The organism is Bifidobacterium sp. LH_558 (assembly GCF_056356295.1).
Window position 1 is genome coordinate 44,539 of sequence record NZ_JBKETZ010000005.1, and the last position, 22,902, is coordinate 67,440.

Annotated in this window: 18 protein-coding genes and 1 pseudogene; 16 read left to right on the top strand and 3 right to left on the bottom strand. The window is 63.7% G+C overall.

Annotated elements, in window-relative coordinates:
- Positions 1-25: 25 nt before the first annotated feature.
- The 10 genes from AC1AV0_RS07545 (at position 26) to AC1AV0_RS07590 (ending at position 12,621) form a co-directional block, all read left to right on the top strand.
- A complete protein-coding gene (locus tag AC1AV0_RS07545; protein WP_476572676.1) occupies positions 26-1,501 on the top strand; it encodes a glycine--tRNA ligase in 1,476 nt (491 codons plus the stop codon).
- A 92-nt stretch (positions 1,502-1,593) separates the two neighbouring features.
- On the top strand, positions 1,594-2,736 hold the full coding sequence (dusB, locus tag AC1AV0_RS07550; RefSeq protein ID WP_476572968.1) for a tRNA dihydrouridine synthase DusB: 1,143 nt from the start codon (positions 1,594-1,596) through the stop codon (positions 2,734-2,736).
- Between the two features lie 140 nt (positions 2,737-2,876).
- Positions 2,877-4,061, top strand: a complete 1,185-nt coding sequence (gene ftsZ / locus AC1AV0_RS07555; protein ID WP_476572678.1) for a cell division protein FtsZ — start codon at positions 2,877-2,879, stop codon at positions 4,059-4,061.
- A 25-nt stretch (positions 4,062-4,086) separates the two neighbouring features.
- Entirely contained in the window at positions 4,087-4,560 is a 474-nt protein-coding gene (locus AC1AV0_RS07560; RefSeq protein ID WP_476572680.1) for a cell division protein SepF, read from the top strand.
- Between the two features lie 95 nt (positions 4,561-4,655).
- Entirely contained in the window at positions 4,656-4,937 is a 282-nt protein-coding gene (locus tag AC1AV0_RS07565) for a YggT family protein (RefSeq protein WP_094637006.1), read from the top strand.
- A gap of 128 nt (positions 4,938-5,065) precedes the next feature.
- A complete protein-coding gene (locus AC1AV0_RS07570; protein ID WP_476572683.1) occupies positions 5,066-6,388 on the top strand; it encodes a DivIVA domain-containing protein in 1,323 nt (440 codons plus the stop codon).
- Positions 6,389-6,408: 20 nt separating this feature from the next.
- On the top strand, positions 6,409-7,029 hold the full coding sequence (locus AC1AV0_RS07575; protein WP_476572685.1) for a signal peptidase II: 621 nt from the start codon (positions 6,409-6,411) through the stop codon (positions 7,027-7,029).
- Positions 7,026-7,949: an RluA family pseudouridine synthase gene (locus AC1AV0_RS07580; protein WP_476572687.1), complete on the top strand. Its 924-nt coding sequence runs from the start codon at positions 7,026-7,028 to the stop codon at positions 7,947-7,949. The genes AC1AV0_RS07575 and AC1AV0_RS07580 overlap by 4 nt, the downstream gene beginning before the upstream one ends.
- 51 nt (positions 7,950-8,000) lie before the next feature.
- Positions 8,001-11,576 (top strand): DNA polymerase III subunit alpha, encoded by a 3,576-nt coding sequence (gene dnaE, locus AC1AV0_RS07585; RefSeq protein WP_476572689.1) that lies wholly within the window; start codon positions 8,001-8,003, stop codon positions 11,574-11,576.
- Positions 11,577-11,631: 55 nt separating this feature from the next.
- Positions 11,632-12,621: a D-2-hydroxyacid dehydrogenase gene (locus AC1AV0_RS07590; RefSeq protein WP_476572691.1), complete on the top strand. Its 990-nt coding sequence runs from the start codon at positions 11,632-11,634 to the stop codon at positions 12,619-12,621.
- A gap of 102 nt (positions 12,622-12,723) precedes the next feature.
- Here the strand turns inward: AC1AV0_RS07590 and AC1AV0_RS07595 are convergent, their stop codons facing one another.
- Positions 12,724-13,587 carry an ABC transporter ATP-binding protein gene (locus AC1AV0_RS07595; protein WP_476572970.1) on the bottom strand — a complete coding sequence of 288 codons (864 nt, stop codon included), beginning with the start codon at positions 13,585-13,587 and terminating at the stop codon, positions 12,724-12,726.
- A gap of 357 nt (positions 13,588-13,944) precedes the next feature.
- Positions 13,945-14,885 (bottom strand): annotated as a pseudogene (locus AC1AV0_RS07600) (ABC transporter permease); the annotation flags it as partial.
- A 949-nt stretch (positions 14,886-15,834) separates the two neighbouring features.
- On the opposite strand from AC1AV0_RS07600, the gene hisD reads away from it, so the two are divergent.
- The 6 genes from hisD to priA are packed head-to-tail and all read left to right on the top strand — an operon-like array spanning position 15,835 to position 21,241.
- Complete coding sequence (gene hisD, locus AC1AV0_RS07605; RefSeq protein WP_476572694.1) at positions 15,835-17,232, top strand: histidinol dehydrogenase; 1,398 nt, start codon at positions 15,835-15,837, stop codon at positions 17,230-17,232.
- Positions 17,229-18,404, top strand: a complete 1,176-nt coding sequence (locus tag AC1AV0_RS07610; RefSeq protein WP_476572696.1) for a histidinol-phosphate transaminase — start codon at positions 17,229-17,231, stop codon at positions 18,402-18,404. The genes hisD and AC1AV0_RS07610 overlap by 4 nt, the downstream gene beginning before the upstream one ends.
- A gap of 2 nt (positions 18,405-18,406) precedes the next feature.
- Entirely contained in the window at positions 18,407-19,006 is a 600-nt protein-coding gene (hisB, locus tag AC1AV0_RS07615) for an imidazoleglycerol-phosphate dehydratase HisB (protein WP_476572700.1), read from the top strand.
- Complete coding sequence (locus AC1AV0_RS07620) at positions 19,006-19,779, top strand: hypothetical protein (RefSeq protein WP_476572702.1); 774 nt, start codon at positions 19,006-19,008, stop codon at positions 19,777-19,779. Before hisB ends, AC1AV0_RS07620 begins: the two co-directional genes overlap by 1 nt.
- A 60-nt stretch (positions 19,780-19,839) precedes the next feature.
- A complete protein-coding gene (hisH, locus tag AC1AV0_RS07625; protein ID WP_476572704.1) occupies positions 19,840-20,487 on the top strand; it encodes an imidazole glycerol phosphate synthase subunit HisH in 648 nt (215 codons plus the stop codon).
- Positions 20,488-20,515: 28 nt separating this feature from the next.
- Positions 20,516-21,241: a bifunctional 1-(5-phosphoribosyl)-5-((5-phosphoribosylamino)methylideneamino)imidazole-4-carboxamide isomerase/phosphoribosylanthranilate isomerase PriA gene (gene priA, locus AC1AV0_RS07630; protein WP_476572706.1), complete on the top strand. Its 726-nt coding sequence runs from the start codon at positions 20,516-20,518 to the stop codon at positions 21,239-21,241.
- Positions 21,242-21,355: 114 nt separating this feature from the next.
- On the opposite strand, the gene AC1AV0_RS07635 is transcribed toward priA, so the two are convergent.
- Positions 21,356-22,798 (bottom strand): DUF2252 domain-containing protein, encoded by a 1,443-nt coding sequence (locus AC1AV0_RS07635; RefSeq protein ID WP_476572708.1) that lies wholly within the window; start codon positions 22,796-22,798, stop codon positions 21,356-21,358.
- Positions 22,799-22,902 lie beyond the last annotated feature (104 nt).

Here is a 22,902-nt window from a genome sequence, read left to right on the forward strand (position 1 = left end):
AACCGTTCAAACCAGAAGGTGCATTGTGGCTCAATCCAAACTCGATGAAGTCGTTTCCCTCGCCAAGCGTCGCGGATTCGTGTTCCCCGCCGGCGAAATCTACGGCGGCACCCGTTCCGCCTGGGACTACGGCCCCCTCGGCGTGGCTCTGAAAGACAATATCAAGCGCGAATGGTGGCGCTTCATGGTCACCACCCGCCCTGACGTCGTCGGCGTCGACACCTCCATCATCCTGCCCCCGGCCGTGTGGGTGGCCTCCGGCCATGTGAGCGTGTTCAACGATCCGCTCGTCGAGTGCCTCAACTGCCACAAGCGCAACCGCGCCGACAAGCTCGAGGAATCCTACGCGGAGAAGCACGGCGACAAGCTGCCCGAGAACGGCATGGCCGACATCGTCTGCCCCGACTGCGGCACCCGCGGCCAGTGGACCGAACCGCGCGACTTCAACATGATGCTGCGCACGCATCTGGGCCCGGTCGAAGACGAGAACAGCCTGCACTACCTGCGCCCCGAAACCGCCCAGGGCATTTTCGTGGACTTCAAGAACGTGATGACCTCCTCGCGTTCCAAGCCGCCGTTCGGCATCGCCAACATGGGCAAGAGCTTCCGCAACGAGATCACGCCCGGCAACTTCATCTTCCGCACCCGCGAGTTCGAGCAGATGGAGATGGAGTTCTTCGTGGAGCCCGGCACCGATGAGGATTGGCATCAGTACTGGATCGACGCGCGCACCCAGTGGTATCTCGACCTCGGCGTGCGCCCCGAGAACCTGCGCCACTACGAGCATCCCAAGGAGAAGCTCAGCCACTATTCGAAGCGCACCGTCGACATCGAATACAAGTTCGGCTTCCAGGGCTCCGACTGGGGCGAGCTCGAAGGCATCGCGAACCGCACCGACTTCGACCTGTCCGCGCACGCGAAGCATTCCGGCGAGGACCTGAGCTACTTCAACCAGGCCACCGGCGAGAAGTACGTGCCGTTCGTGATCGAGCCGGCCGCCGGCCTGACCCGCTCGCTGATGTGCTTCCTGGTGGACGCCTACGATGTGGACGAGGCTCCGAACACCAAGGGCGGCGTCGACAAGCGCACCGTGCTGCGTCTCGACCCGCGTCTGGCCCCGGTCAAGGCCGCCGTGCTGCCGCTGAGCAAGAAGCCCGAACTGCAGTCCGTGGCCCAGAATCTGGCCGCCGAACTGCGCCAGCATGACTGGATGATCGACTACGACGAGGCCGGCGCCATCGGCCGCCGCTACCGCCGCGAGGACGAGATCGGCACGCCGCTGTGCGTGACCGTCGATTTCGACACCCTCGAGGACCAGGCCGTGACCATCCGCGAACGCGACACCATGGCCCAGGAGCGCGTCGCGCTCGACAAGGTGGCCGATTACGTGGCCGAGCGTATCGGCGAGAAGCGCGCCGCCGTGCCGATGAAGCCGGTTTCGATGGGCGGCGAGGCGTGGCCTGATTCCGTGCGCATCAACCAGGCCGGTGGTCTGTACTAAAGATGACTGATTTGGTTGTCGATGTCAGAGGCGACTCGAATGTGGGTGAGGACCCGCGTTCGGTCGCCTCTGGCGCGTTGAAGGATGTGACGATGCCGCCGGTGCGGCTGGGGCCGGTGACAGTGAACACGCCGGTGGTGCTTTCGCCGATGGCCGGCGTGACCAATTGGCCGTTCCGCGTGCTGTGCGAGGAATACGGTCCAGACGGCCTGTACGTGGCCGAGATGATCACCGCCCGCGCGTTGGTGGCCCGCAATCCCAAAGCGCTGCGCCTGTGCCGTTTCGCACCGAGCGAGAAGATCCGCTCGTTGCAGCTGTACGGCGTGAACCCCTCCATCACCGAACAGGCCGCGAAAATCGTGGTGGACGAAGGCATGGCCGACCATGTGGATCTGAACTTCGGATGCCCGGTGCCCAAAGTCACCCGCCGTGGCGGAGGCTCCGCCCTGCCTTGGAAAACCGACATCTTCACCGAGCTGATTCAACGTGTGGTCAAGGTGTGCGAGGGGGCGAATATCCCCGTCACCGCGAAAATCCGCGTCGGAATCGACCATGAGCATGAGACCTTCCTCGAAGCCGGCCGCATCGCGCAGGAGGAGGGCTGCAAGGCAGTCACCCTGCATGCGCGCACCACGGCCGAATACTATGGCGGGCATTCCGATTGGGATCGCATCGGCGAGCTCAAGCAGGCTTTGAGCATCCCTGTGTTCGGCAACGGCGACATCTGGGGCGCGGACGACGCGCTCGCCATGGTGGCTCAGACCGGATGCGACGGCGTGGCCATCGGCCGCGGATGCCAGGGCAGGCCGTGGCTGTTCGCCGACATCAAGCATGCGTTCGAGGGCAGTGGAGAACGGTTCAATCCGACTTTGGGCGAGGTATGCCATGTGATCGAACGGCATGCGCGTCTGCTCACCGAGTTCTACGACGGCGACGAGCGCATGGCCGTGCACGATCTGCGCAAGCACGTCGCGTGGTATCTCAAGGGATTCCCCGTGGGCGGATCCACGCGCAAGGCGTTTATGGAATGCGAAAGCCTGGCCGATGTGGAACGCGAGACGGGACGGCTCGACCCTGAGATGCGGTTCCCCGAACGTGTGGTGGACAAGCCCCGCGGGCGTGTGCGATTCGCCAAAAAAGTGCATCTGCCTTACGGATGGCTTGATTCGCGGACCACCACGCACGAGGAACGTGAGGCGCTCTTCGGAGACGATCCGATGGACGCCAGCTACTGAATCGGCGCGGGCCGATGCCCCCGGCTGATAATCTGCCAGAAAAAATCACGAAACACAGGTGTTTTCGTGCGGTAATATGCCGTACAGAGACCAACCTCTGCGCTAGAGTTAGGCATAACCGTGAGTGACAGGAGTCCAATGTGAGCGAGATCGCCCAGACTGAGTTCAACGACAAGACCAACATCAAGGTCGTCGGCGTAGGTGGAGCCGGCGGCAACGCCGTCAACCGTATGATCGCCGAAGGGCTGCAGAACGTTGAATTCGTGGCGGTGAACACCGATGCGAAGGATCTGCTGCGCTCCGACGCGGATGTGAAGATCTCCCTGTCCGACGCCTCCAGCCGAGGGCTGGGCGCCGGCGCCGACCCGGAGAAGGGCGCGAAGGCTGCGCAGGACCACCAGTCCGACATCGAGGAGGCCCTGAAGGGCGCCGACATGGTGTTCGTCACCTGCGGCGAGGGCGGCGGCACCGGCACCGGCGCCGGACCGATCGTCGCGCGCGCCGCCCACCAGCAGGGCGCGCTGACCATCGCCGTCGTGACCCGTCCGTTCAGCTTCGAAGGCCCGCAGCGCGCCGCCTCCGCCAACTACGGCATCGACAACCTGCGCAAAGAGGTCGACGCGCTGATCGTCATCCCCAACGATCGTCTGCTGGAGCTGTCCGACCGCACCATCGGCATCATCGACGCGTTCAAAACCGCCGATACCGCGCTGCTCGCTGGTGTGCGTGGCATCACCGACCTCATCTCGATGAACTCCTACATCCATGTGGACTTCTCCGATGTGAACTCCATTCTTCGCGGCGCCGGCACCGCGCTGTTCGGCATCGGCTCCGCCCGCGGTGAGGACCGCGCCACGCAGGCCGCCGAAATCGCCATCAGCTCCCCGCTGCTTGAGGAAAGCATCGAGGGCGCGCACGGCGCGCTGATTAACATCGCCGGCCCGACCGACCTCAAGCTGCAGGAAGCCTCCGCCGCCACCAATCTGGTACGCAAGGCCATCCATCCGGAAGCGCAGATCATCTGGGGTCTGGCTCTTGACGACTCCTACGGCGACGAGGTGCGCGTCACCGTCATCGCCGCCGGCTTCGATCCCGTCACCAAAACCGCCGGCACCCATGCCGCGCAGCCTGCCGTCAACGAGCCGGCGGCGCAGCCTGCGGTCGCGCAGCCGGTGACGCCCGTCGCCGAGCCCGCCGTGCGTCCCGAGTTCAGCCCCGCCTCCGCGGATGCGGTGTCGCTGCCGTTCGACGATACGACCTCGGAGCATCCGACCGTCGCGGTGAACAATCCCGGCGACCTCGATATCCCCGACTTCCTGCGCTGATACGGCGTAACGAAAGGAAACAAGCATGGCAGGCTTCATGAAGAACGCGATGTCCTATCTGGGCATGGCCGACGTGGTGGATGACGACGACGATTTCGCTCCGGAGGAAGAACCCGCCACCGCGTCGACCTTCGACTCCGACCATCTCGTCACGCCGATGGCCCAGCCTTCCGCAGCCTCCGCCGCGGGCAAGCGCGACGCGAGTCCGTTCCAGAGCAAGGTCAACCGCATCACCACCATCCACCCCAAGTCGTATGAGGATGCGCAGCTGGTCGGCCGCGCGCTGCGCGACGGCGTGCCGGTGGTGCTGAATCTGACCGGCGTCTCCGAGGCCGTGGCCTACCGCATCGTCGACTTCTCCGCCGGCGTGGTGTTCGGCGTGCGTGGCTCGCTGGAGAGGGTCACCCCGCGCGTGTTCCTGCTCAGCCCCGCCCAGGTGAACATCAAGGTCGAGGAACCCGCCAACGTGTCGTCGGCGCGCGACCTGTTCGTCGACTGATCGGTTCGGAACCCATCTTTTCCGCAAAGCCGCTTGATTGCGCTCCCAGCGAGCGTTCAGGCGGCTTTCGTGTTTCGCTGGTACGTTAGGACATCATGATTCTGTATCTCATCGCCCGCATTCTCGATTGGCTGATCGGCGCGTACATCACCGTGCTGTTCGTCCGCATGATTCTCGATTGGGTCGCCATCCTCGCCCCGCGTTGGTATCCGCGCGGCATCGTCGCGCAGCTGATCAACGTGGTGTATTCGATCACCGAGCCGCCGCTGAGATGGCTGCGTCGTTATATCCGCCCCATTCCCATGGGAGCGGTGTATTTCGATGTGAGCTTCATCGTGCTGTATTTCGCTCTGGTGGTGCTTCAGATCATCATCTGACGGTTTTCTCCCACGACATTCGGCGCGTTTTTGCATCAACATACGCTATTGCGCGGGGGCCGTGCTAGCATCGTGAGTTGATACCAACTCTTAGCGAGGGCAATGCCCCAAAGCGAGGTGCAAGATTTATGGCTCTGTTGACGCCGAAGGATATTAGGGAGCATACCTTCCAGACCGTGCGATTCAAGGAAGGCTATGACGTCGACGAGGTCGACGACTTTCTGGATCAGGTTACGGAAACGGTTGAGGCGCTGGGACGTCAGGCCGTTGCCAACGGCCCGTCCACGCAGTCGCTCGGTCCGGATGTCGCCGGTCTGAACGCGAAGATCTCCGATCTGACCGCGCAGGTGCAGCAACTGCAGAACGAGAACGCCGCGCTGAAGAACGCCGAGCCGGTCGCCGACGATCAGGAGGCCCAGGTCACCGCGGCCAAACTGAGCGAAGCCGAGGAGAGCAACCGCGCCCTGACCTCCCAGAACGAGCAGCTCAAGGGCCAGGTCGACCAGCTCAACGCGCAGATCGACCAGCTCACCGCCCAGGCCGCCCAGGCCGCGGGCAACCAGGAGGTCGCCGATCAGCTGGTCGCCGTGCAGCAGGAACGCGACAAGTTCCGCGCGTCCAGCGAGGATCTGTCCCGCCAGCTCGCCGAAGCCCAGCAGCATGCCGCCGCGGCCCAGCAGCTCAACGAGCAGGTCGCCGACCTGTCTCGCCAGCTGCAGGAGGCGAAGCAGCGTGAGAACCAGCTGCGCGCCCAGGTCGCCAAGGTCGAGCCGAACACCGAAACCGGCTCCCTGCAGAAGATCGCCGGTGCCGCGCAGATGGCGAGCACCGAGCCCGAGCGCGCCACCGCCATGCTGACCCTGGCGATGCAGCTGCACGATCAGTACGTCGACAAGGGCAAGGCCAAGGCTCGTGAGATCACCGATGCCAGCCAGGCCAAGTACAACGAGCTGATCGAGAAGGCCAACGACTACTCCAACCGCACCCGTAGCGAGGCCGACGAGTACAACGCCCGCACCCACACCGAGGCCGACGAGTACAACGCCCGCATTCACTCCGAATCCGACGAATACTCCGCCCGCGTGCGTTCCGAGGCCGACGAGTACAGCACCCGCGTGCATGCCGAGGCCGACGAATACTCGGCGAACACCCGTTCCGACGCGGACAACTACGAGAACGAGGTGCACCAGCGCGCCGGCGTCCACGAGAACGAGGTGCACCAGCGTGCCGACGAGTACGACCAGAACACCCGTTCCGCCGCCGACACCTACGCCCAGCAGGTGCGCGACACCCTCGCCGCGCAGTCGAAGGTCGTCGAAGGCAACATCCAGAGCCTCAAGCAGTTCGAAACCGAATACCGCGCCCGCCTCACCGAGTTCCTCGGCCAGCTCGCCGCGCAGGTGTCGGATACGAACAACTACGACAACCAGACTTCGTCCACCAACGCGTGACGATAAGGGACTGACGATTTATGAATAGTCAACAGGGACGGCTGCGCATCCGCGTGGCCGTCTTTGCATGTGTGGTGGCGGTCGCTCTGATCGCCGACCAGTTCACCAAAGCCTGGGCGCAAACCGCTCTGGTCGACGGCCGTGACGTGCAGGTCATACCCGGTCTGCTCTCGCTGACCTTGGTGCATAATCCGGGTGCCTCGCTGGGAATGGGCTCCAACGCCACGTGGCTGATTTCGCTGCTGGCGATTGTGGCCTGTGTGGCGCTGGTGGTGCTTGCCGTGCGCACAATCTCCATGCGCTGGACAGTGGCTCTGGCCTTGGCGTTCGCCGGCGCGTTCGGCAATCTGATCGACCGCGTGGCCTACGCCGAGCATTTCCTCGACGGCAAGGTCGTGGACTTCCTCAACTACGGTTGGTCCGTGGGCAATGTCGCGGATGTGTTCCTCGTGGTCGCCGGCGTGATGATCGTGGGGATGATCCTGCTGGGCGTGCCCTACAGCCAGAAGGATTTGGACGAACGCGCGCAGCAGTCAGGCGCTTCGTCTTCCGATGCCGTGACGGCCGATGAGACGGGCGGAGCCTCTGCGGCTCGAATCTGGGATGGAGGCGAGGCGAAGCCGGAAAGCGAGGCGCGATGAGCCGTCTTGTTCCCGCTCCCGACGCGTTGATCGGCAAGCGTTTCGACGTCGCCATCGCCAAAATGTTGGGAATCTCGCGGTCCAAGGCCGCGGAGCTGATCGACTCTGGCCAGGTTCGTGTGCTGGGCCGCGACATCGCGCGTTCGAGCACGCTTCAGGCGGGGGAGACCGTCGACATCGACCTGATTGAGGAACAGCGCGAGCCTGAACCCATCGCCAACGATATGGCCGTCGTCTACGAGGACGACGACGTGGTGGTGGTCGACAAGCCGGTGGGCGTCGCCGCGCACGCCTCCATCGGCTGGACCGGACCCACCGTGCTGGGCAGTCTGCGTGACCGCGGCGTGCATATCACCTCCTATGGTGCGGCCGGACGCGAAGGCATCGTCTCCAGACTCGACGTGGGCACGTCGGGACTGATGCTCGTATGCAAGTCGGAACAGGCGTATGTGGAGATGCGTCGGCAGTTCGCCGAACATGAGGTGGTGAAAACCTACCATGCGCTGGTGCAGGGGGACCTGAAGCAGGACCGCGCCACCATCGACGCGCCCATCGGACGCGCGAAGGTCTCCGACTTCCGCTTCTGCGTCACGCCGGCCGGCAAACCCGCCATCACCCATTGGGATGTGATGGAGCGCTTCGGTGAGACGACGCTGGTTTCGGTGAATCTGGAAACCGGACGCACCCACCAGATCCGCGTGCATTTCTCCTCGATCGGGCACCCTTTGGTGGGCGACCCCATGTACGGCGCCAACCCGGTGTTGTCCGAGGAATTGGGGCTGATCCGCCAGTGGCTGCACGCCAAACAATTGGAATTCCGCCATCCGCGAACCCATGTGTGGACGACGGTCACCAGCGGATATCCGGCCGATTTGGCGCAGGCGCTGGAGCGGATGCGCGGGCGTCACCGCGAACACTGACGGTCGCCCGGCTCACCGGACGCGTCGCCTCGGGCAGGTATCGTGGAGGGCATGGCTGAATCGGGAAACTTCGTACATCTGCACAACCACACGCATTACTCGCTGCTGGACGGCGCGTCGAAAATCCCGGAATTGGCGAAACGCGCGGCGGAACTGGGCATGCCCGCGGTGGGCATCTCCGACCATGGCAATATGCACGGCGCGTATGAGATGTTCACCGAATGCGTCAAAGCCAACGTCAAACCGATCCTCGGCATCGAAGCGTATGTGACGCCGGAAACCGCACGTCAGGATCCCACCCGCGTGAGCTGGGACACCAAATGGGACAAAAGCCTGCACGGCGGCAAACGCAACCCCGACGACGTCTCCGGCGGCGGTCTGATCACCCACCTCACCCTGTGGGCGGAGAACGACGAAGGCCTGGTCAACCTGCTCAAGGCGTCCTCGGTGGCCAACCTCGAAGGCCGTGTGCAGCGCTACCCGCGTATGGACAAGGAAGTGCTCTCCACCTACTCCAAAGGCGTGATCTGCGGCTCCGGCTGCCCTTCGGGCATCATCCAGACCCGCTTGGCGCTCGGCCAATTCGACGAGGCGTTGCGCGCCGCCGGCGAGATGCAGGACATCTTCGGACGCGACAACTTCTTCATCGAAATCATGGACCACAACCTCACGATCGAAAGCCGCAACGTCCCCGGCCTGCTGGAGATCGCGAAAAAACTCAACGCGCCGCTGCTCGCCACGAACGACGCGCACTACGTGCTGGAATCGGGCGCCGAAGCGCAGGACGCCATGCTGTGCATCAACTCCGGCTCCAGACTCGACGAGCCGGGACGATTCAAATTCGACGGTTCCGGCTATTACATCAAGTCGGCCCAGGAGATGCGCGAGCTGTTCAAGGAATTCCCCGGCGCATGCGACAACACGCTGGCCATCGCCGAACGCTGCAACGTGATCTTCGACGACAACGAGGACGGCGCGTTCATGCCGCAGTTCCCCTGCCCCGAAGGCTGGGACGAGACCAGCCTGTTCTTGAAGCAGGTGGAGGAAGGTCTGGAACGGCGTTACGACGGCAACGTGCCGCTTGACGTGCTTCAGCAGGCGGATTACGAATGCGGCGTGATCTGCCAGATGCAGTTCTGCGGATACTTCCTCGTGGTGGCCGACTACATCCAGTGGGCCAAAGACCACGGCATCATGGTGGGGCCCGGCCGAGGATCCGCGGCAGGGTCGATGGTCGCCTATGCGATGGGCATCACCGAACTCGACCCGCTGCAGCACGGCCTGATTTTCGAGAGGTTCCTCAACCCCGAGCGAGTCTCCCTGCCCGATATCGACGTGGACTTCGACCCCGAAGGCCGCATGCGCGTCATCGAATACTGCGGCGAGAAGTACGGCCACGACAAGGTGGCCCAATGCGTGATCTACGGCACTATCAAAACCAAGCAGGCGCTCAAGGACTCCGCCCGCATCATGGGATACGAGTATTCCATGGGCGAGCAGATCACCAAAGCGCTGCCGCCGAGCAAAAACGGCAAGGACGCAAGCCTGGGCGAGATCTTCGACCCGACCTCCAAACGATATGCGGAGGCGCGCGAGTTCCGTGAGTTCTACGAAGCCAATCCGGACGCCAAGAAGATCACCGAAAAGGCGAAGGGCATCGAAGGACTGATCCGCCAGACCGGTGTGCACGCCTGCGCCACCATCATGGGTTCGGCGCCCATCACCGACACCTCGCCGCTGCTGGAACGCGTTGACGGCACCGTCACCACCACCTTCGAATACCACACCTGCGAAACGCTGGGTCTGGTGAAGATGGACTTCCTTGGGCTTTCCAACTTGACGGTGATCCACGACACCCTGAAGAACATCGAGGCGAACGGCAAACCGGCGATTGACTACACGAAGATCCCACTGGACGACAAAGAGACCTACCAGCTGCTGTCGCGCGGCGACACCCTGGGCGTGTTCCAGCTCGATTCCGACGGCATGCGCGCGCTGCTGCGCACCTTGCGCCCCGACAACTTCAACGACATCTCCGCTCTGATCGCGCTCTACCGACCGGGCCCCATGGATATGGACTCGCATAACAACTATGCGAAGCGCAAGAACGGCTTGCAGAAGATCGAGCCGATCCATCCCGAACTCGAGGAGCCGTTGAAGGAGATCCTCGATGAGACTTACGGTCTGATCGTCTATCAGGAGCAGGTGCAGGCCGCCGCGCGAAAGCTCGCCGGCTATTCGCTGGGCAAGGCCGACGTGTTGCGCCGAGCCATGGGTAAGAAGAAGCCCGAAGTGCTGGCCAAGGAGAAGATCCCGTTCTTCGAAGGCATGAAGGAGCACGGCTATTCGGAGGAGTCCGCGCAGGCCGTGTGGGATGTGCTCGTGCCGTTCTCTGGATACGCGTTCAACAAGGCGCACTCCGCCGCGTATGGTCTGATCTCCTATTGGACCGCCTACTTGAAAACCCACTATCCGGTGGAGTTCATGGCCGCCCTGTTGCAAGGCACCAAAGACAATAAGGACAAAACGGCCCTGTATCTGGGCGAGGCCCGTCGTATGGGCATCCAGGTGCTTTCTCCGGACGTGAACGAATCCGTGTACGAGTACTCCGCAGTCGGCGACGTGGTGCGCTTCGGCATGGGCGCCATCCGCAACGTGGGCGACAAGGCCGTGGCCGATATCATCGCCGAACGCAACGGCGAGCGGGGCAAGTTCGTGAACTTCATGGACTACATCCGCCGCGTGCCGCTCACCGCGCTCAACCGACGATTGGTGGAATCGCTGATTAAGGCGGGTGCCTTCGACTCGATCGACCCCAACCGCCGCGCCTTGTTCACCGTGCACGAGGCCGCCATCGAATCGGTGGTGGGATTGAAGCGCAAGCAGGCCGAAGGGCAGTTCGACCTGTTCTCCGACGTGGACGACGGCGGTGGAGAGGATATGGGCGATGCGTCGGTGAGCGTGCCCGACTTGGAGGAGTGGGATAAGAGCACCAAGCTCAACTTCGAACGCGAGATGTTGGGCTTGTACGTCTCCGACCATCCGCTCTCCGGCATGCAATCCGTGCTGGCGAGCCTGCGTGAGGTGTCCATCGCGCAGCTGGTCGACCGCGCCAAAACCATGGGGGACGGCCAGCAGGTCATGATTGCGGGACTGGTCACGGGTGTGGACCGGCGCGTCTCCAAAAAGGGCAATGCGTGGGCCATCGTCACCATCGAGGATTTGGAAAGCTCCATCCAGTGCATGTTCTTCGGCAAAGTGTACGAGGCGAACGCCGCGGATCTGGTGCTTGACAAGGTGGTGCAGATCCGCGGGCAGGTGGAGCTGCGCGACGAGACGGTGAGCATGCGCGCCACCGAAATGCAGGTGCCCGCGCTGGAGGCCGAGGATGAGCGTCCGCTGGTGCTCACCTTGCCGGTGGGCGCGCTCGACCGCAACCACATGATGCAGTTGGGGCAGGTGCTCACCAGCCATCCCGGCTACTGCGAGGTGAAACTCGCGGTGTTGGACGACAAGGGCAACGCCCAGGTGCTCACCTTCGGCGACCGCTTCCGCGTCAAACGAGACACCTCGCTGTTCGCCGAAATCAAAATCCTGTTCGGAGCCGGCTGTCTGCCAGCCGCATAGCGGTCTGTGCCGCGCGGCGTGCTCGACATGCGCGACCGAAGTCGAAGGAGGGGCTGTGGAAGAGCAGTCTGAACGTGTGATCGTCAACTGTCTGCCGCTTACCTCGTCCGAGCGTGAGCGTTTCGTCGAGGCCGCGGGTGGCGTGCGTCAGGAATTCGTCGGGGATATCGCGCAGCGCGGCGATATGGGATGGCGGGCGTGCGTTCCGGAACCGCTGAGGGCGCAGGCCACGGCGGTGATCGGCAATATCGCTCCGGGGGATTGCCGATGCTATCCGCATCTGGAATGGTTGCAGACATGGAGCGCCGGCGTCGACCAATACCTGGCCGAGGGCGTGCTGGGCGCGGCCACCCGCGTTTCGAACGCGACGGGCGCCTACGGGCAGACGGTCGGCGAGCATATGTTCGCCATGATGTGGTCCATAATGAAGAACCTGCCCGACTACGCACGCAATCAATCCGCATGCCGATGGCATGACGAGGGGCGTGCGCTTTCCCCAGACGGCGCGACCGCGGTGGTGGTCGGCACCGGCGATATCGGCTCCCGTTTTGCTGGCCTCGCCAAAGCCGTGGGCATGCGGACCATAGGCGTGCGGCGAGATCCCGCCCGCAGCGCCTCCCATATCGACCATATGGTCGGATTCGATGATTTAGATACGGTACTGCCTCAAGCCGATGTGGTCGCCATGAGTGTGCCGTCCACACCCCAGACCCATCATCTGCTGGACGCGCGCCGGCTGGCGATGCTCAAACCCACCGCCATCGTGCTCAACGCGGGCCGCGGCGACGCCATCGACCCGGATGCGCTGCTCGACGCGTTGCGTGCCTCGAGGCTGCGTGGAGCGGGACTGGACGTCACCGAACCCGAACCTTTGCCGGCCGACAGTCCGCTGTGGCGCGAGCCGCGCTGCCTGATCACGCCGCATGTGGCGGGCGGCAACCATCTCGCCGTCACCGAGGAGCGCATCATCGCCATCGCCTTGGAGAACGTGCGCCGATACGTCTCTGGCAAGCCGCTGCGCAATCAGGTGCGCCGCGTTTCCTAACTTCACGTCTCGCAAAACAGGCTCGCCCGCCAGCTCCATCGCGTTCGTGAAATGTGATGGAACCGGCGGGCGAGCCGTTATTCGTTTGGCTTTTCTGTTCCGTTATTTCGCCGGCGCGTTTCCGGCGCGATTCGTCCGCTGCGCGGCGGCCTGTTTCGACTGCGTCCAACCTTGCGGCTTGGGGCGTGCGGCTCGACGCAACGGCTTGAGTTCGAACACCGCGTCGGACTGGTCAGCGACGGCAGGGCTGTGCGTGACGATGATCACGCATTTGCCTTCCTCGTGTGCTAGGTCGCGGAAAATCGCCATGATGTCGTCCTGCGTGGCCATGTCGAGATTGCCGGTCGGCTCATCGGCGAGGATGATCTGCGGCTCGTAGCTCAAGGCCCTGGCGATGGCCACGCGCTGCTGTTCGCCGCCCGACAGATGCAGGATGCGCTCGTTCGCGTACTCCTCGGGCAGACGCACCTTGTCGAGCAGTTCGACCACCAGCTCGTGCTTTGGACGGTCGAAGCGTTTGCCGCTCGCCTCCATCGACAGCACGATGTTCTCTTCGACCGTGAGCGCGGGCAGCAGGTTGAAGCTTTGGAAGATCACGCCGATGTCGTGACTGCGGAAACGGTATCGGTCGGACTTCGCCAAATCGGCGCCGTTGTGCAGGATGCGTCCGCCGGTGGGGGAGGTGAGTCCGGACAGCAGGGAGAGCACGGTGGTTTTGCCCGCGCCCGAAGGGCCGGTGATGGCGGTCACCTCGCCGGCATGGAAGGCGTGGGTGAGGTCGTTCACCACTTTCTTGCCGCCTTTGGTATAGGAGTAGGAAACCTTCTCCATGGCGAGGATTGGCGGCTTGGTGGTGGTTGCGACGGCAGTCTCGCCGGCGGTGGCGGTCACGGTGGTCGCGGCGGTTGTGCCGGTTGTGTCGGTCGTATTGGCGACCGGGGTGTTCGGGGTGGTGGTGTCGGTCATGATGTTGTCTTTCCTTGTATTGGGCCGTCTGTTGATGGTGCGGGTGTCGCCGGTCAGGACCGGTCGGCCAGGATCTGCAACGGTTCGTAACGGATGATGGACACCACCGCGGCCAGCGCGGAGATGATGGTGAGCGCCAGACCGATCAGCACCAGCTGTCCGATGACTTTGAGGTTCACCGTGGCATCGATGTCGCTGACGTAGTCGACGGCCTGCGAGAACCCGCCGAATCCGCCGCCGGGGGCGCTGGGCTGTTCGGAGGTGCCGCTGTCGGAATCGCCGGAGGCTGAATCGCTGGAGGTCGAATCGCTGTCCGTCGTATCCGATTCGGAGGATTCTCCGGAGGGCCCTTGCCCGCCTGGAGCGCCGGGCATGTCGGCGTCGCGGCCGAACTGTGCCTGCTGGCTGGTCGCCTCGGACTCCTGCGCGGAGACCTGCTGGGCGAGCAGCTGGTTCGCCACCGGCACCGACGCCACCGCGCCGCCCGCTACGCCGAGCGCGATGCCGATCATGGTGACGATCAGCAGCTCAAGCACGAACTGGGCCGCGACCTTGGACTTCCGGATGCCGATGGCCGTCAGCACACCCACCTCATACTTGCGTTCGCGCACGTTGAACAGGTTGAGCACGATCAGCACCACCGCGCCCACGGCGAGCACGATCAGCAATAGGGTGAGCGCGAAGCTGGCCAGATTGTCCAACGGCACGAGGCTGGACTCGTATTCCTCCACGTCCGCCGAAGACACGGCGTATTCGTCGGACAGTCCGGCCGCTTTCACATCCGAGGTGAAGGTCTCGTAGTCGTCTTTGCTGGACAGCACGTAGGTGTACGTCAGCTGGGTGGAAGCGGCGGAACCGGTCGATTCGGTCGAGCTCGTGTCGGAGGAGTCCTCATCGGTGGAGGAGTCGCTCGATTCGGTGGACAGTCCCAGTGATTCCAAGGTGGAGACGGAGGTGTAGATCGCATTGTCCGGATCCTGGCTGGTGCCGCCCATCGGACCGTTCGCCCCGGTGTTGGATGTGGTCGAGTTCTTGTAGATGCCCACGATGGTCAGCTCGTAGGTGGTGCCGTCGTCCGAAGTGTCGGCCACGGTGATCGTGTCGCCCACCTCAAGACCGTTGAAATCGGCCAGCGCCTTGGGGATGATCACATCGCCGTCGCTGCTTTCGTCGTAGCCGAACACTTCGCCGTCGGACATGGTGAAGCTGCCGTTGGAGGCGTTCGCCACCGCGGTGTCCGAGGAGAAGCCGGTCAGGGAGAAATCGCCGCTGGACATGCTGCCCATCATGCCGCCCATGTCGCTGCCGGGCATGCTGGGCATGGAGCCGTCGGACGAATCGGAGGACGAATCGGTGGACGAATCATCGGAGGAATCGGAGGAATCGGAGGAGTCCGACGAGTCGGAATCGGCGGAACTGGACGATTCGACCGGCTGGAACGCGTCGGTGCCGTTCACCGACGTGGATTCGGTGTAGTACGTGCTCACCGGCACGCTGGACGCCTCGGCATAGGTGTTGTATTCGTCGAGTGTGAGCGCGTCCTGATTAAGCGCCGAACGTAAGGAGTCGAAGTCGGGCTGGCCTCCCTCCTCCATTTCGCTGGGGTCGAAGTCCTCGGCGGCTTGGCTGATCACCTGCTCGCGGTCCATGCCGATCGTGGCGGTGACGGTGGTGGAGCTCAGGCCATCCTCACGGGCCGTCTCGGCCGCATTGCGGATCGCCAGGCCGATGGTCGCCGCGGCGGCGATGATCGCGACGATGATGACGATAAGCACGTTGCGCCCCTTGTTGCGGGTCACCGATCGCCATGCGTTCTTCAAGATAAACATGGGTGTTCCTTTGCGGGAAGTCAGGGTTTACCTCTCTAGATTGGAACGCGGCGGTTGGCGGGCGCTCCATGCAAGCTGACTATGAAAGGACGAAACGGTGAACGTCCCCGCCAAACTTCCTGAACACTTGCTGGATGTGTATATTGCGGTCACCATCGGACCCTAGCGATGAAAGAACCCCCAGGTTTGAGCACTGCGAGTAGGCTTAGGGGGCTGCTGTTGCCGTTCATTATTGCATCACCTAAGGAATTTGCAATTGCCTGCGGACCCTGATGGTCTGTCTGACGAAGAGATTCTGGCGCAGGAACGGATGAAACGGTTCTTGTGATTCCTGCTGGGAGTCCGTCTATCCCACCAATCGGACGCGGATGGGCGTTTCGGGGTGTGCGGTTACATCGTGGCGCTACCATGGGGAGCTATGAGCGAGAACATCATGCGAATCATCGACCTTCGTGGTAAGAACCTGACCCGTGCCGAACTGCTGGACGCGATGCCCCGCGCCGAGATGGGCACTTCCGAGGCCACCGATCTGGTGCGCCCGATCCTCGACGACGTCAAGGCCCGCGGTGCCGCCGCGCTGCGCGACTTCGGCGAGAAGTTCGACGGCGTGCGCGTCGAGAACCTGCGCGTGCCGGTAGAGGCGATGCGTCAGACCCTCGAAGAGCTCGACCCCGAAGTGCGCTCCGCCATCGAGGAATCGGTGAAGCGCTCCCGCGCCGTGGCCGCCAGCCAGGTGCCGCATGACTTCCACACCGATCTGGCCCCCGGCGCACGCGTCGCCGAACGTTGGATCCCGGTGCAGCGCGTCGGCCTGTACGTGCCCGGCGGCAAGGCCGTGTACCCCTCGTCCGTGATCATGAACGCCGTGCCCGCCCAGGCCGCCGGCGTCGAATCCCTCGCCATCGCCACCCCGCCGTCCAAGGACGATCCGCAGGGCCTGCCCAACAAGACCATCCTCGCCACCTGCGCCATCCTCGGCGTGGATGAGGTGTACGCGGTCGGCGGCGCCCAGGCCATCGCCATGTTCGCCTACGGTGCCAAGGGCTCCGAACCGCAGGACGGCGACGTGCTGTGCGATCCGGTCGACAAGATCACCGGCCCCGGCAACATCTTCGTGGCCACCGCCAAGTCGCTCGTCTCCGCCTTCGTGGGCATCGACGCGGTCGCCGGCCCCACCGAAATCGGCATCATCGCCGACGCCCAGGCCAACCCTAAGTTCCTCGCCGCCGATCTGATCGGCCAGGCCGAGCACGACGAACTCGCCGGCTCCGTGCTGTTCACCGACTCAACCGACGTCGCCGACGCCGTGCAGGCCGAACTGCTCGAGCGCGTGCCGCGCACCAAGCACGCCGAGCGCGTGCGCACGTCGTTGTCCGGCCGCCAGTCCGCCATCGTGCTCACCGACGGACTCGACCAGTCCATCGACGCGGCCAACGCCTACGCCGCCGAACACCTGGAGATCCAGACCGCCGACGCGGACGCCGTCGTCAAGCGCGTCAAGAACGCCGGCGCCATCTTCCGCGGCCCCTATTCGCCGGTGCCGCTGGGCGACTACATGTCCGGCTCCAACCACGTGCTGCCCACCGGCGGCACCGCCCGCTTCGCCGCCGGCCTCGGCGTGCACACCTTCATGAAGCCGGTCGAGGTCATCGAATACGACGAGCAGGGCCTGAAGGAGCTCGCCGCCCGCGTCAACGCCTTCGCCGTCTCCGAGGATCTGCCGGGGCACGGGGAATGCGTGCTCACCCGCTTCGTCGACGACCCGTACGACAAGGCCACGCTGAACGATCAGGAAACCAAGGCGGGTCTCAAGTGAGCGACACCACCAGCAACGCCATCCCGGCGAATCTGCCGCTGCGCAACGATCTGATCGGGGAGGAGCCGTACGGCGCGCCCCAGCTCGACGTGCCGGTGTGCCTGAACGTCAACGAGAACCCGTATGCGCCCGATCCGGCCGTGTGCGAAACCATCGCCGAGCGCGTCAAGGCCATCGCCCCCACGCTCAACCGTTACCCGGACCGCGAGCACATCGAACTGCGTCAGGCGTTCTCCGACTACCTCGCCAGGGAGTCGGGCGCGCGTCTCGACGTGGACGAACTGTGGGGCGCGAACGGCTCCAACGAGATCATGCTCCAGCTGTTCCAAGCCTTCGGAGGCCCGGGACGCACCGTGATCGGCGCCGACCCCACGTATTCCATGTATCCCGAATACGCGCGCGACACGTTCACCGGCTGGCAGTACGCGCACCGCAACGCCGACTTCACGTTGAACGTGGACCGTCTCATCGAACAGATCGAGGCCGTCAAGCCGTCCATGGTGCTGCTCACCAGCCCGAACAATCCCACCGGCACTCCGTTGCCGCATGAGGATATCGAGCGTGTGCTCGCCGTATGCGAGACGGCCGAGGTCGCGGGTGCGCGCGAAGACGTGCATCCGATCGTCGTCATCGACGAGGCTTATATCGAATTCCGCGATCCGGGCGTGCCCAGCGCCGTCGAACTCATCAAGGCGCACTCGAACCTCGCCGTCAGCCGTACCATGAGCAAGGCCTTCGCCTTCGCCGGTGCGCGCGTCGGCTATCTCGCCGCCAGCAAGGGCATCATCGACTGCGTGCGCATCGTGCGCATGCCCTACCATCTGAGCGCCGTCACCCAGGCCGCCGCCCTCGCCGCGTTCGAACATACCGACGAACAGTTGAGCCGCGTGAACCATCTGCGCGAGACCCGCAATGCCACAGCCGCATGGCTCAAGCAGCAGACCTACAAGGGCCAGCCGCTTGAAGTGGCCGATTCGCAGTCGAACTTCCTGCTCTTCGGCGGGCATTTCGACAACCGCGAGGCGATTTTCGAAGGACTGCTCCAGCGAGGCGTGCTCATCCGCGTCGTCGGCCCTGAAGGCTGGCTGCGCGTATGCATGGGTACCGACGAGGAGATGGCGACGTTCCGCACCGCATTGGCGGAGGTCCTTAAGGAAATGGACAAGGAGTAGCAATGGCACGCACCGCGCATATCGTTCGCGAGACCAGCGAATCACGCATCGAACTGACGCTGGATCTCGACGGCACCGGCAAAACCGACATTGACACGTCCGTGCCGTTCTACAACCATATGATGACGGCCCTCGGCAAGCATTCGCTGATCGACCTGACCATCAAGGCGCACGGCGACACCGACATCGACGTGCATCACACCGTGGAGGACACCGCCATCGTGTTCGGCGAGGCGTTGAAGCAGGCGTTGGGTGACAAGCGCGGCATCCGCCGTTTCGCCGATGCCACCGTGCCGCTGGACGAGGCGTTGGCCAAAGCCGTGGTCGACATCTCCGGCCGCCCCTACGTGGTGTGCACCGGTGAGCCCGAGGGTTATGAATACTGCATGATGGGCGGGCACTTCACCGGCTCCCTCGTGCGCCACGTGATGGAATCCATCGCACTGCACGCCGGCATCTGCCTGCATCTGCAGGTGCTCGCCGGGCGTGACCCGCACCATATCGCGGAAGCCGAGTTCAAGGCGTTCGCGCGTGCGCTGCGCTTCGCCGTCGAACCCGACCCGCGCGTGGACGGCATCCCCAGCACGAAAGGCGCGCTGTGATGGCCGACGATCAGGAACCGCATTTCTCCGACGAGGAACTCGAGGCAGCACTAGCCGGATTCGAGCGCGAGTTCGCACAGGAATCCAAGGACGAACAGTCCAAGGACAATGCCGCGAACACGCAGGATTCCGCAGCTGCGAAGCAGAACTCGGGTGAATCTCAGCAGAACGACGCTGCGGCAGCTCACGCATCCGATGCAGCCGAATCCGAATTGGACCCCGCCTCCATCGACATCCCCGACGATGCCGCGGAACTCGACCCCTCCGTGGGATTCGACGCGGAACTCGAAGGGTTGCTCGGCAACCGCGCGAAAACCGCCGTGGTGATCACCCGCATCGCCGACGCCGATCTGCTCGCCTCGTTCTGCCAGCTCACCGACATCTCCGCCGACTGCATCGGATCCAATCAGGGTGCCGTGGCCGTGCTGCGCAACCTGGACGGCGATTCGCCCGAAGCGGCCGCGCGCGATCTGACCACCGTGGTGGCCGGCATGACCGTGGTGCTCGCCGTCAACCGCGCCGACAAGCTCGAAGTCACGCTGTATGTGCAGGGTAAGGCCGCGCAGACCTTCGCGCCGCCTATGCTGTTCGCATCCACCTCGCGCTTCGTGGAGGATCTGCTGCTCGGCATCACCACCGTCAGCACCTTGGAATCGCAAGGATTCGAAGTGCAGCATTCCGCCGACTTCGACCATCAGCGCGCCATGGCCGTGATCGCCAAGCACACCAAATTCGGCCGTGGAGGCTCCACCAAGGGTTCCAGCATCAAATAACGCCGAATTCGGTGTACGTACGTCCGCAACATCCGCAACACAAGCAGAGGAACAGCAACGATGAGTACAGCAGTCGTCTTCGACTATGGCTTCGGCAACGTGCGCTCCATGGTGCGCGCGCTCGCCAATCTGGGGGTCGACACCACACTCACCTCCGATTATCGTCAGGCGCTTGAGGCCGACGGCCTCGTCGTGCCCGGCGTCGGCGCGTTCGCCGCCTGCATGGACGGATTGAAACATGTCGATGGTGATCGTGTGATCACCGACCGCATCCGCGCCGGCCGACCGGTGCTTGGCGTGTGCGTCGGCGAACAGATCATGTTCGAGCACGGTCTCGAACACGGCATCCGCACCGAAGGCATCGGCCTGATCGGCGGCACCGTGGATCTTCTCGACGCGGACGTGGTGCCGCATATGGGATGGGATACCGTCGAGGCTGCTGAAGGATCGCGGCTTCTGCATGGCGTGGAAGGGGAACGGTTCTACTTCGTGCACTCCTACGCCGCCGCATCCGCCGTCGATGCCGACACCTCGCGATACGACATTGACTTCGGCGATGCCCCATCGCAGATGACTTGGTGCGAATACGGCCGCAGCCGTTTCGTCGCCGCCTACGAGCGTGGTCCGCTCGCCGTCACCCAGTTCCATCCCGAGAAGTCCGGAGATGCCGGCGCCCAGCTTCTGAAGAACTGGATCGCGACCTTCTGAACTGTTTATCCCAAGGAAAGGAACCCTCATGTCCCTCACGTTGCTGCCCGCAGTCGATGTCCGCGACGGCAAGGCCGTGCGTCTGCGCCAAGGTGAATCCGGATCGGAAACCGACTACGGCTCGCCGCTCGAGGCCGCCCGCACCTGGGTGGATGCCGGTGCGGAATGGATCCACCTGGTCGACCTCGACGCCGCCTTCGGCACCGGTGACAATCGTGCCCAGCTGCGTGAGATCGTGCACGAGCTCGGCGACAAAGTCAACATCGAGATGAGCGGCGGCGTACGCGACGACGCTTCGCTCGAAGCGGCTCTCGAAGCCGGAGCCGCGCGCGTGAACATCGGCACCGCCGCATTGGAGAACCCCGAATGGACCAAGCAGGTCATCGCCAAGTACGGCGACAAGGTCGCGGTCGGACTCGACGTGCGCGGCCATACGCTGGCGGCCCGCGGCTGGACCCGCGAAGGCGGCGACCTGTTCGAAACGATGGCGATGCTCGACGATGCCGGCTGCACACGCTACGTCGTCACCGACGTGGCCAAGGACGGCATGATGAGCGGTCCGAACATCACCCTGCTCAAAGAGGTCGCCGAACGCACCAACGCCAAGGTGACCGCATCGGGCGGCATCGCCAAGCTCGACGATCTCAAAGCGATCAAAGAGTTGGCCGAAATCGGCGTGGACTCCGCCATCCTCGGCAAATCCCTGTATGCGCGCGCCTTCACCCTCGAAGAAGCTCTGGAAATCGCCCGCTAAGCGTGAGTGACCTCACAATCGCTCAGTATTGCGACAACAAAGAAATCCCGCCTGATCACCGGTGCCGTTTATGGCCGATATGATCAGGCGGGATTTCGCCATATTGTGGCGGACTCAGGCGCAGGGAAGCTCGCCGGATTTGATGAGCTTCTTGAACACGGCGTAATCCTCGTCGTTCTGCTCGGCATAGGAGACCGCGAACGAGGCGATCGCCTGATCGAACTCGTCCGAACCGCCCAGATAATTCGCGATGGCGATCGAATCGCCGGTGCGCGCGTGCGCGTGCGCCAAACACCATGCGCACATGCGGCTCAGATCGCTCAAGCCAAGATCGTTGAGATGGTCGATGTCGATCGAGCCCTTGCCGTTCCACAACTGCCGCACATAATAATCGCGCGGGCGGCCGTCCTCCGCACGGAAGCTCGACCAGCCGAGCAGCACGTCGGCCGTGGACTGGATCAGCTTCTGCCCCTGCACCACACGCTCGCCGTGCGTGGCGTACGGGGAGGCTCCGCAGTAATGCTCCAGCACCGAATAGGTGGCCTCCTTCATCTGCAGCATCAGTGGGTCGTCGATGTCGCGCCCCACCAGAATCGAGGCCCAGGCGCGCTGACCCACCGAACCGACACCCACCACCTTGCGGGCCGAATCATGGTACTGATAATGGTCGAGCACATGACGGCGATCCTCGTACAACGAATGACGGTATTGGTTGAACAGGGTGTCGATGCGGGCCTGCAGCGCGTCGAGATCCGCATAATCCTGTAGCTCATTGATCGGCACCAATTCCGGCGGATCGGAACGGAACCGCAGCTTGCCGCCCTCGAAATACGTGAGCTTGGCCGCCGCCGCGTCGGAGTCCTTCACCGCCGCCTTCATCGCGGCTTCGCGCAGCGTGCGATTGCGTTTGCCAGCCTGCGTGCTTTCGAAACGGTCGAGCGTTTCGGTCACGTCCAGATGGTCATACCATGCGTCGAGATAATCCATTTCGGAGAACTGCTTGATGCGCTCGCGATACGTGTGCACGCAGCGCATCACCGCCGCGCGCCGCGCCTTCTCCTTGATGCCGTTCGCACGTCCGCAGACCTCCACCGACACGGCCAGACGTTTGAGATCCCACTCCCATGGACCCACCGCGGTCTCGTCGAAATCGTTGATGTCGAACACCAGACGCGCCGAGGGGGAGCGGAACATGCCGAAATTGCCGATATGCGCGTCGCCCACGCACTGCACCGGAATGCCCGTCACCGGTGTGGTCGCCAGATCGTTGGTCATGATCAGCACGGTGCCGCGGTAGAACGTGAACGGACTGGCGCTCATACGCTTGTACCGCAAAGGAATCAGATCGGGTACGCGAATGGCGGACTGCTCCTCAAGTAGGGATATCGCCTCGCGTCGTCCCTCACGCACCTGCCAGATCGCATGGCTGTTCAACGGCGTCGCGGATCGTGCTGCGATGCCGGCGCGTGCGCGCTCGCGTGGGGTGGCGGCCTGTTGCCAGCGTGTCATATCGATGGGCGGATTCGCGGATGGTGTCAGATGGTCTTCTTCGCTCATACGCACCACAATAGTGGCCAACATCGCATGGGTAGGTTGTATGGGCCGGCGTGTGGCCCAGCGTGTGACGTGGACGTGCGCATGGCATGCTCTTCCCGCGCCAT

Coding starts and splice junctions, on each gene's coding strand:
- AC1AV0_RS07570 (WP_476572683.1), top strand. CDS start 5,066: ATGGCTCTGTTGACGCCGAAGGATATTAGGGAGCATACCTTCCAGACC.
- AC1AV0_RS07560 (WP_476572680.1), top strand. CDS start 4,087: ATGGCAGGCTTCATGAAGAACGCGATGTCCTATCTGGGCATGGCCGAC.
- dnaE (WP_476572689.1), top strand. CDS start 8,001: ATGGCTGAATCGGGAAACTTCGTACATCTGCACAACCACACGCATTAC.
- dusB (WP_476572968.1), top strand. CDS start 1,594: ATGCCGCCGGTGCGGCTGGGGCCGGTGACAGTGAACACGCCGGTGGTG.
- AC1AV0_RS07620 (WP_476572702.1), top strand. CDS start 19,006: ATGGCCGACGATCAGGAACCGCATTTCTCCGACGAGGAACTCGAGGCA.
- priA (WP_476572706.1), top strand. CDS start 20,516: ATGTCCCTCACGTTGCTGCCCGCAGTCGATGTCCGCGACGGCAAGGCC.
- hisB (WP_476572700.1), top strand. CDS start 18,407: ATGGCACGCACCGCGCATATCGTTCGCGAGACCAGCGAATCACGCATC.
- AC1AV0_RS07635 (WP_476572708.1), bottom strand. CDS start 22,798: ATGAGCGAAGAAGACCATCTGACACCATCCGCGAATCCGCCCATCGAT.
- AC1AV0_RS07575 (WP_476572685.1), top strand. CDS start 6,409: ATGAATAGTCAACAGGGACGGCTGCGCATCCGCGTGGCCGTCTTTGCA.
- AC1AV0_RS07580 (WP_476572687.1), top strand. CDS start 7,026: ATGAGCCGTCTTGTTCCCGCTCCCGACGCGTTGATCGGCAAGCGTTTC.
- hisH (WP_476572704.1), top strand. CDS start 19,840: ATGAGTACAGCAGTCGTCTTCGACTATGGCTTCGGCAACGTGCGCTCC.
- AC1AV0_RS07565 (WP_094637006.1), top strand. CDS start 4,656: ATGATTCTGTATCTCATCGCCCGCATTCTCGATTGGCTGATCGGCGCG.
- hisD (WP_476572694.1), top strand. CDS start 15,835: ATGAGCGAGAACATCATGCGAATCATCGACCTTCGTGGTAAGAACCTG.
- AC1AV0_RS07595 (WP_476572970.1), bottom strand. CDS start 13,587: ATGACCGACACCACCACCCCGAACACCCCGGTCGCCAATACGACCGAC.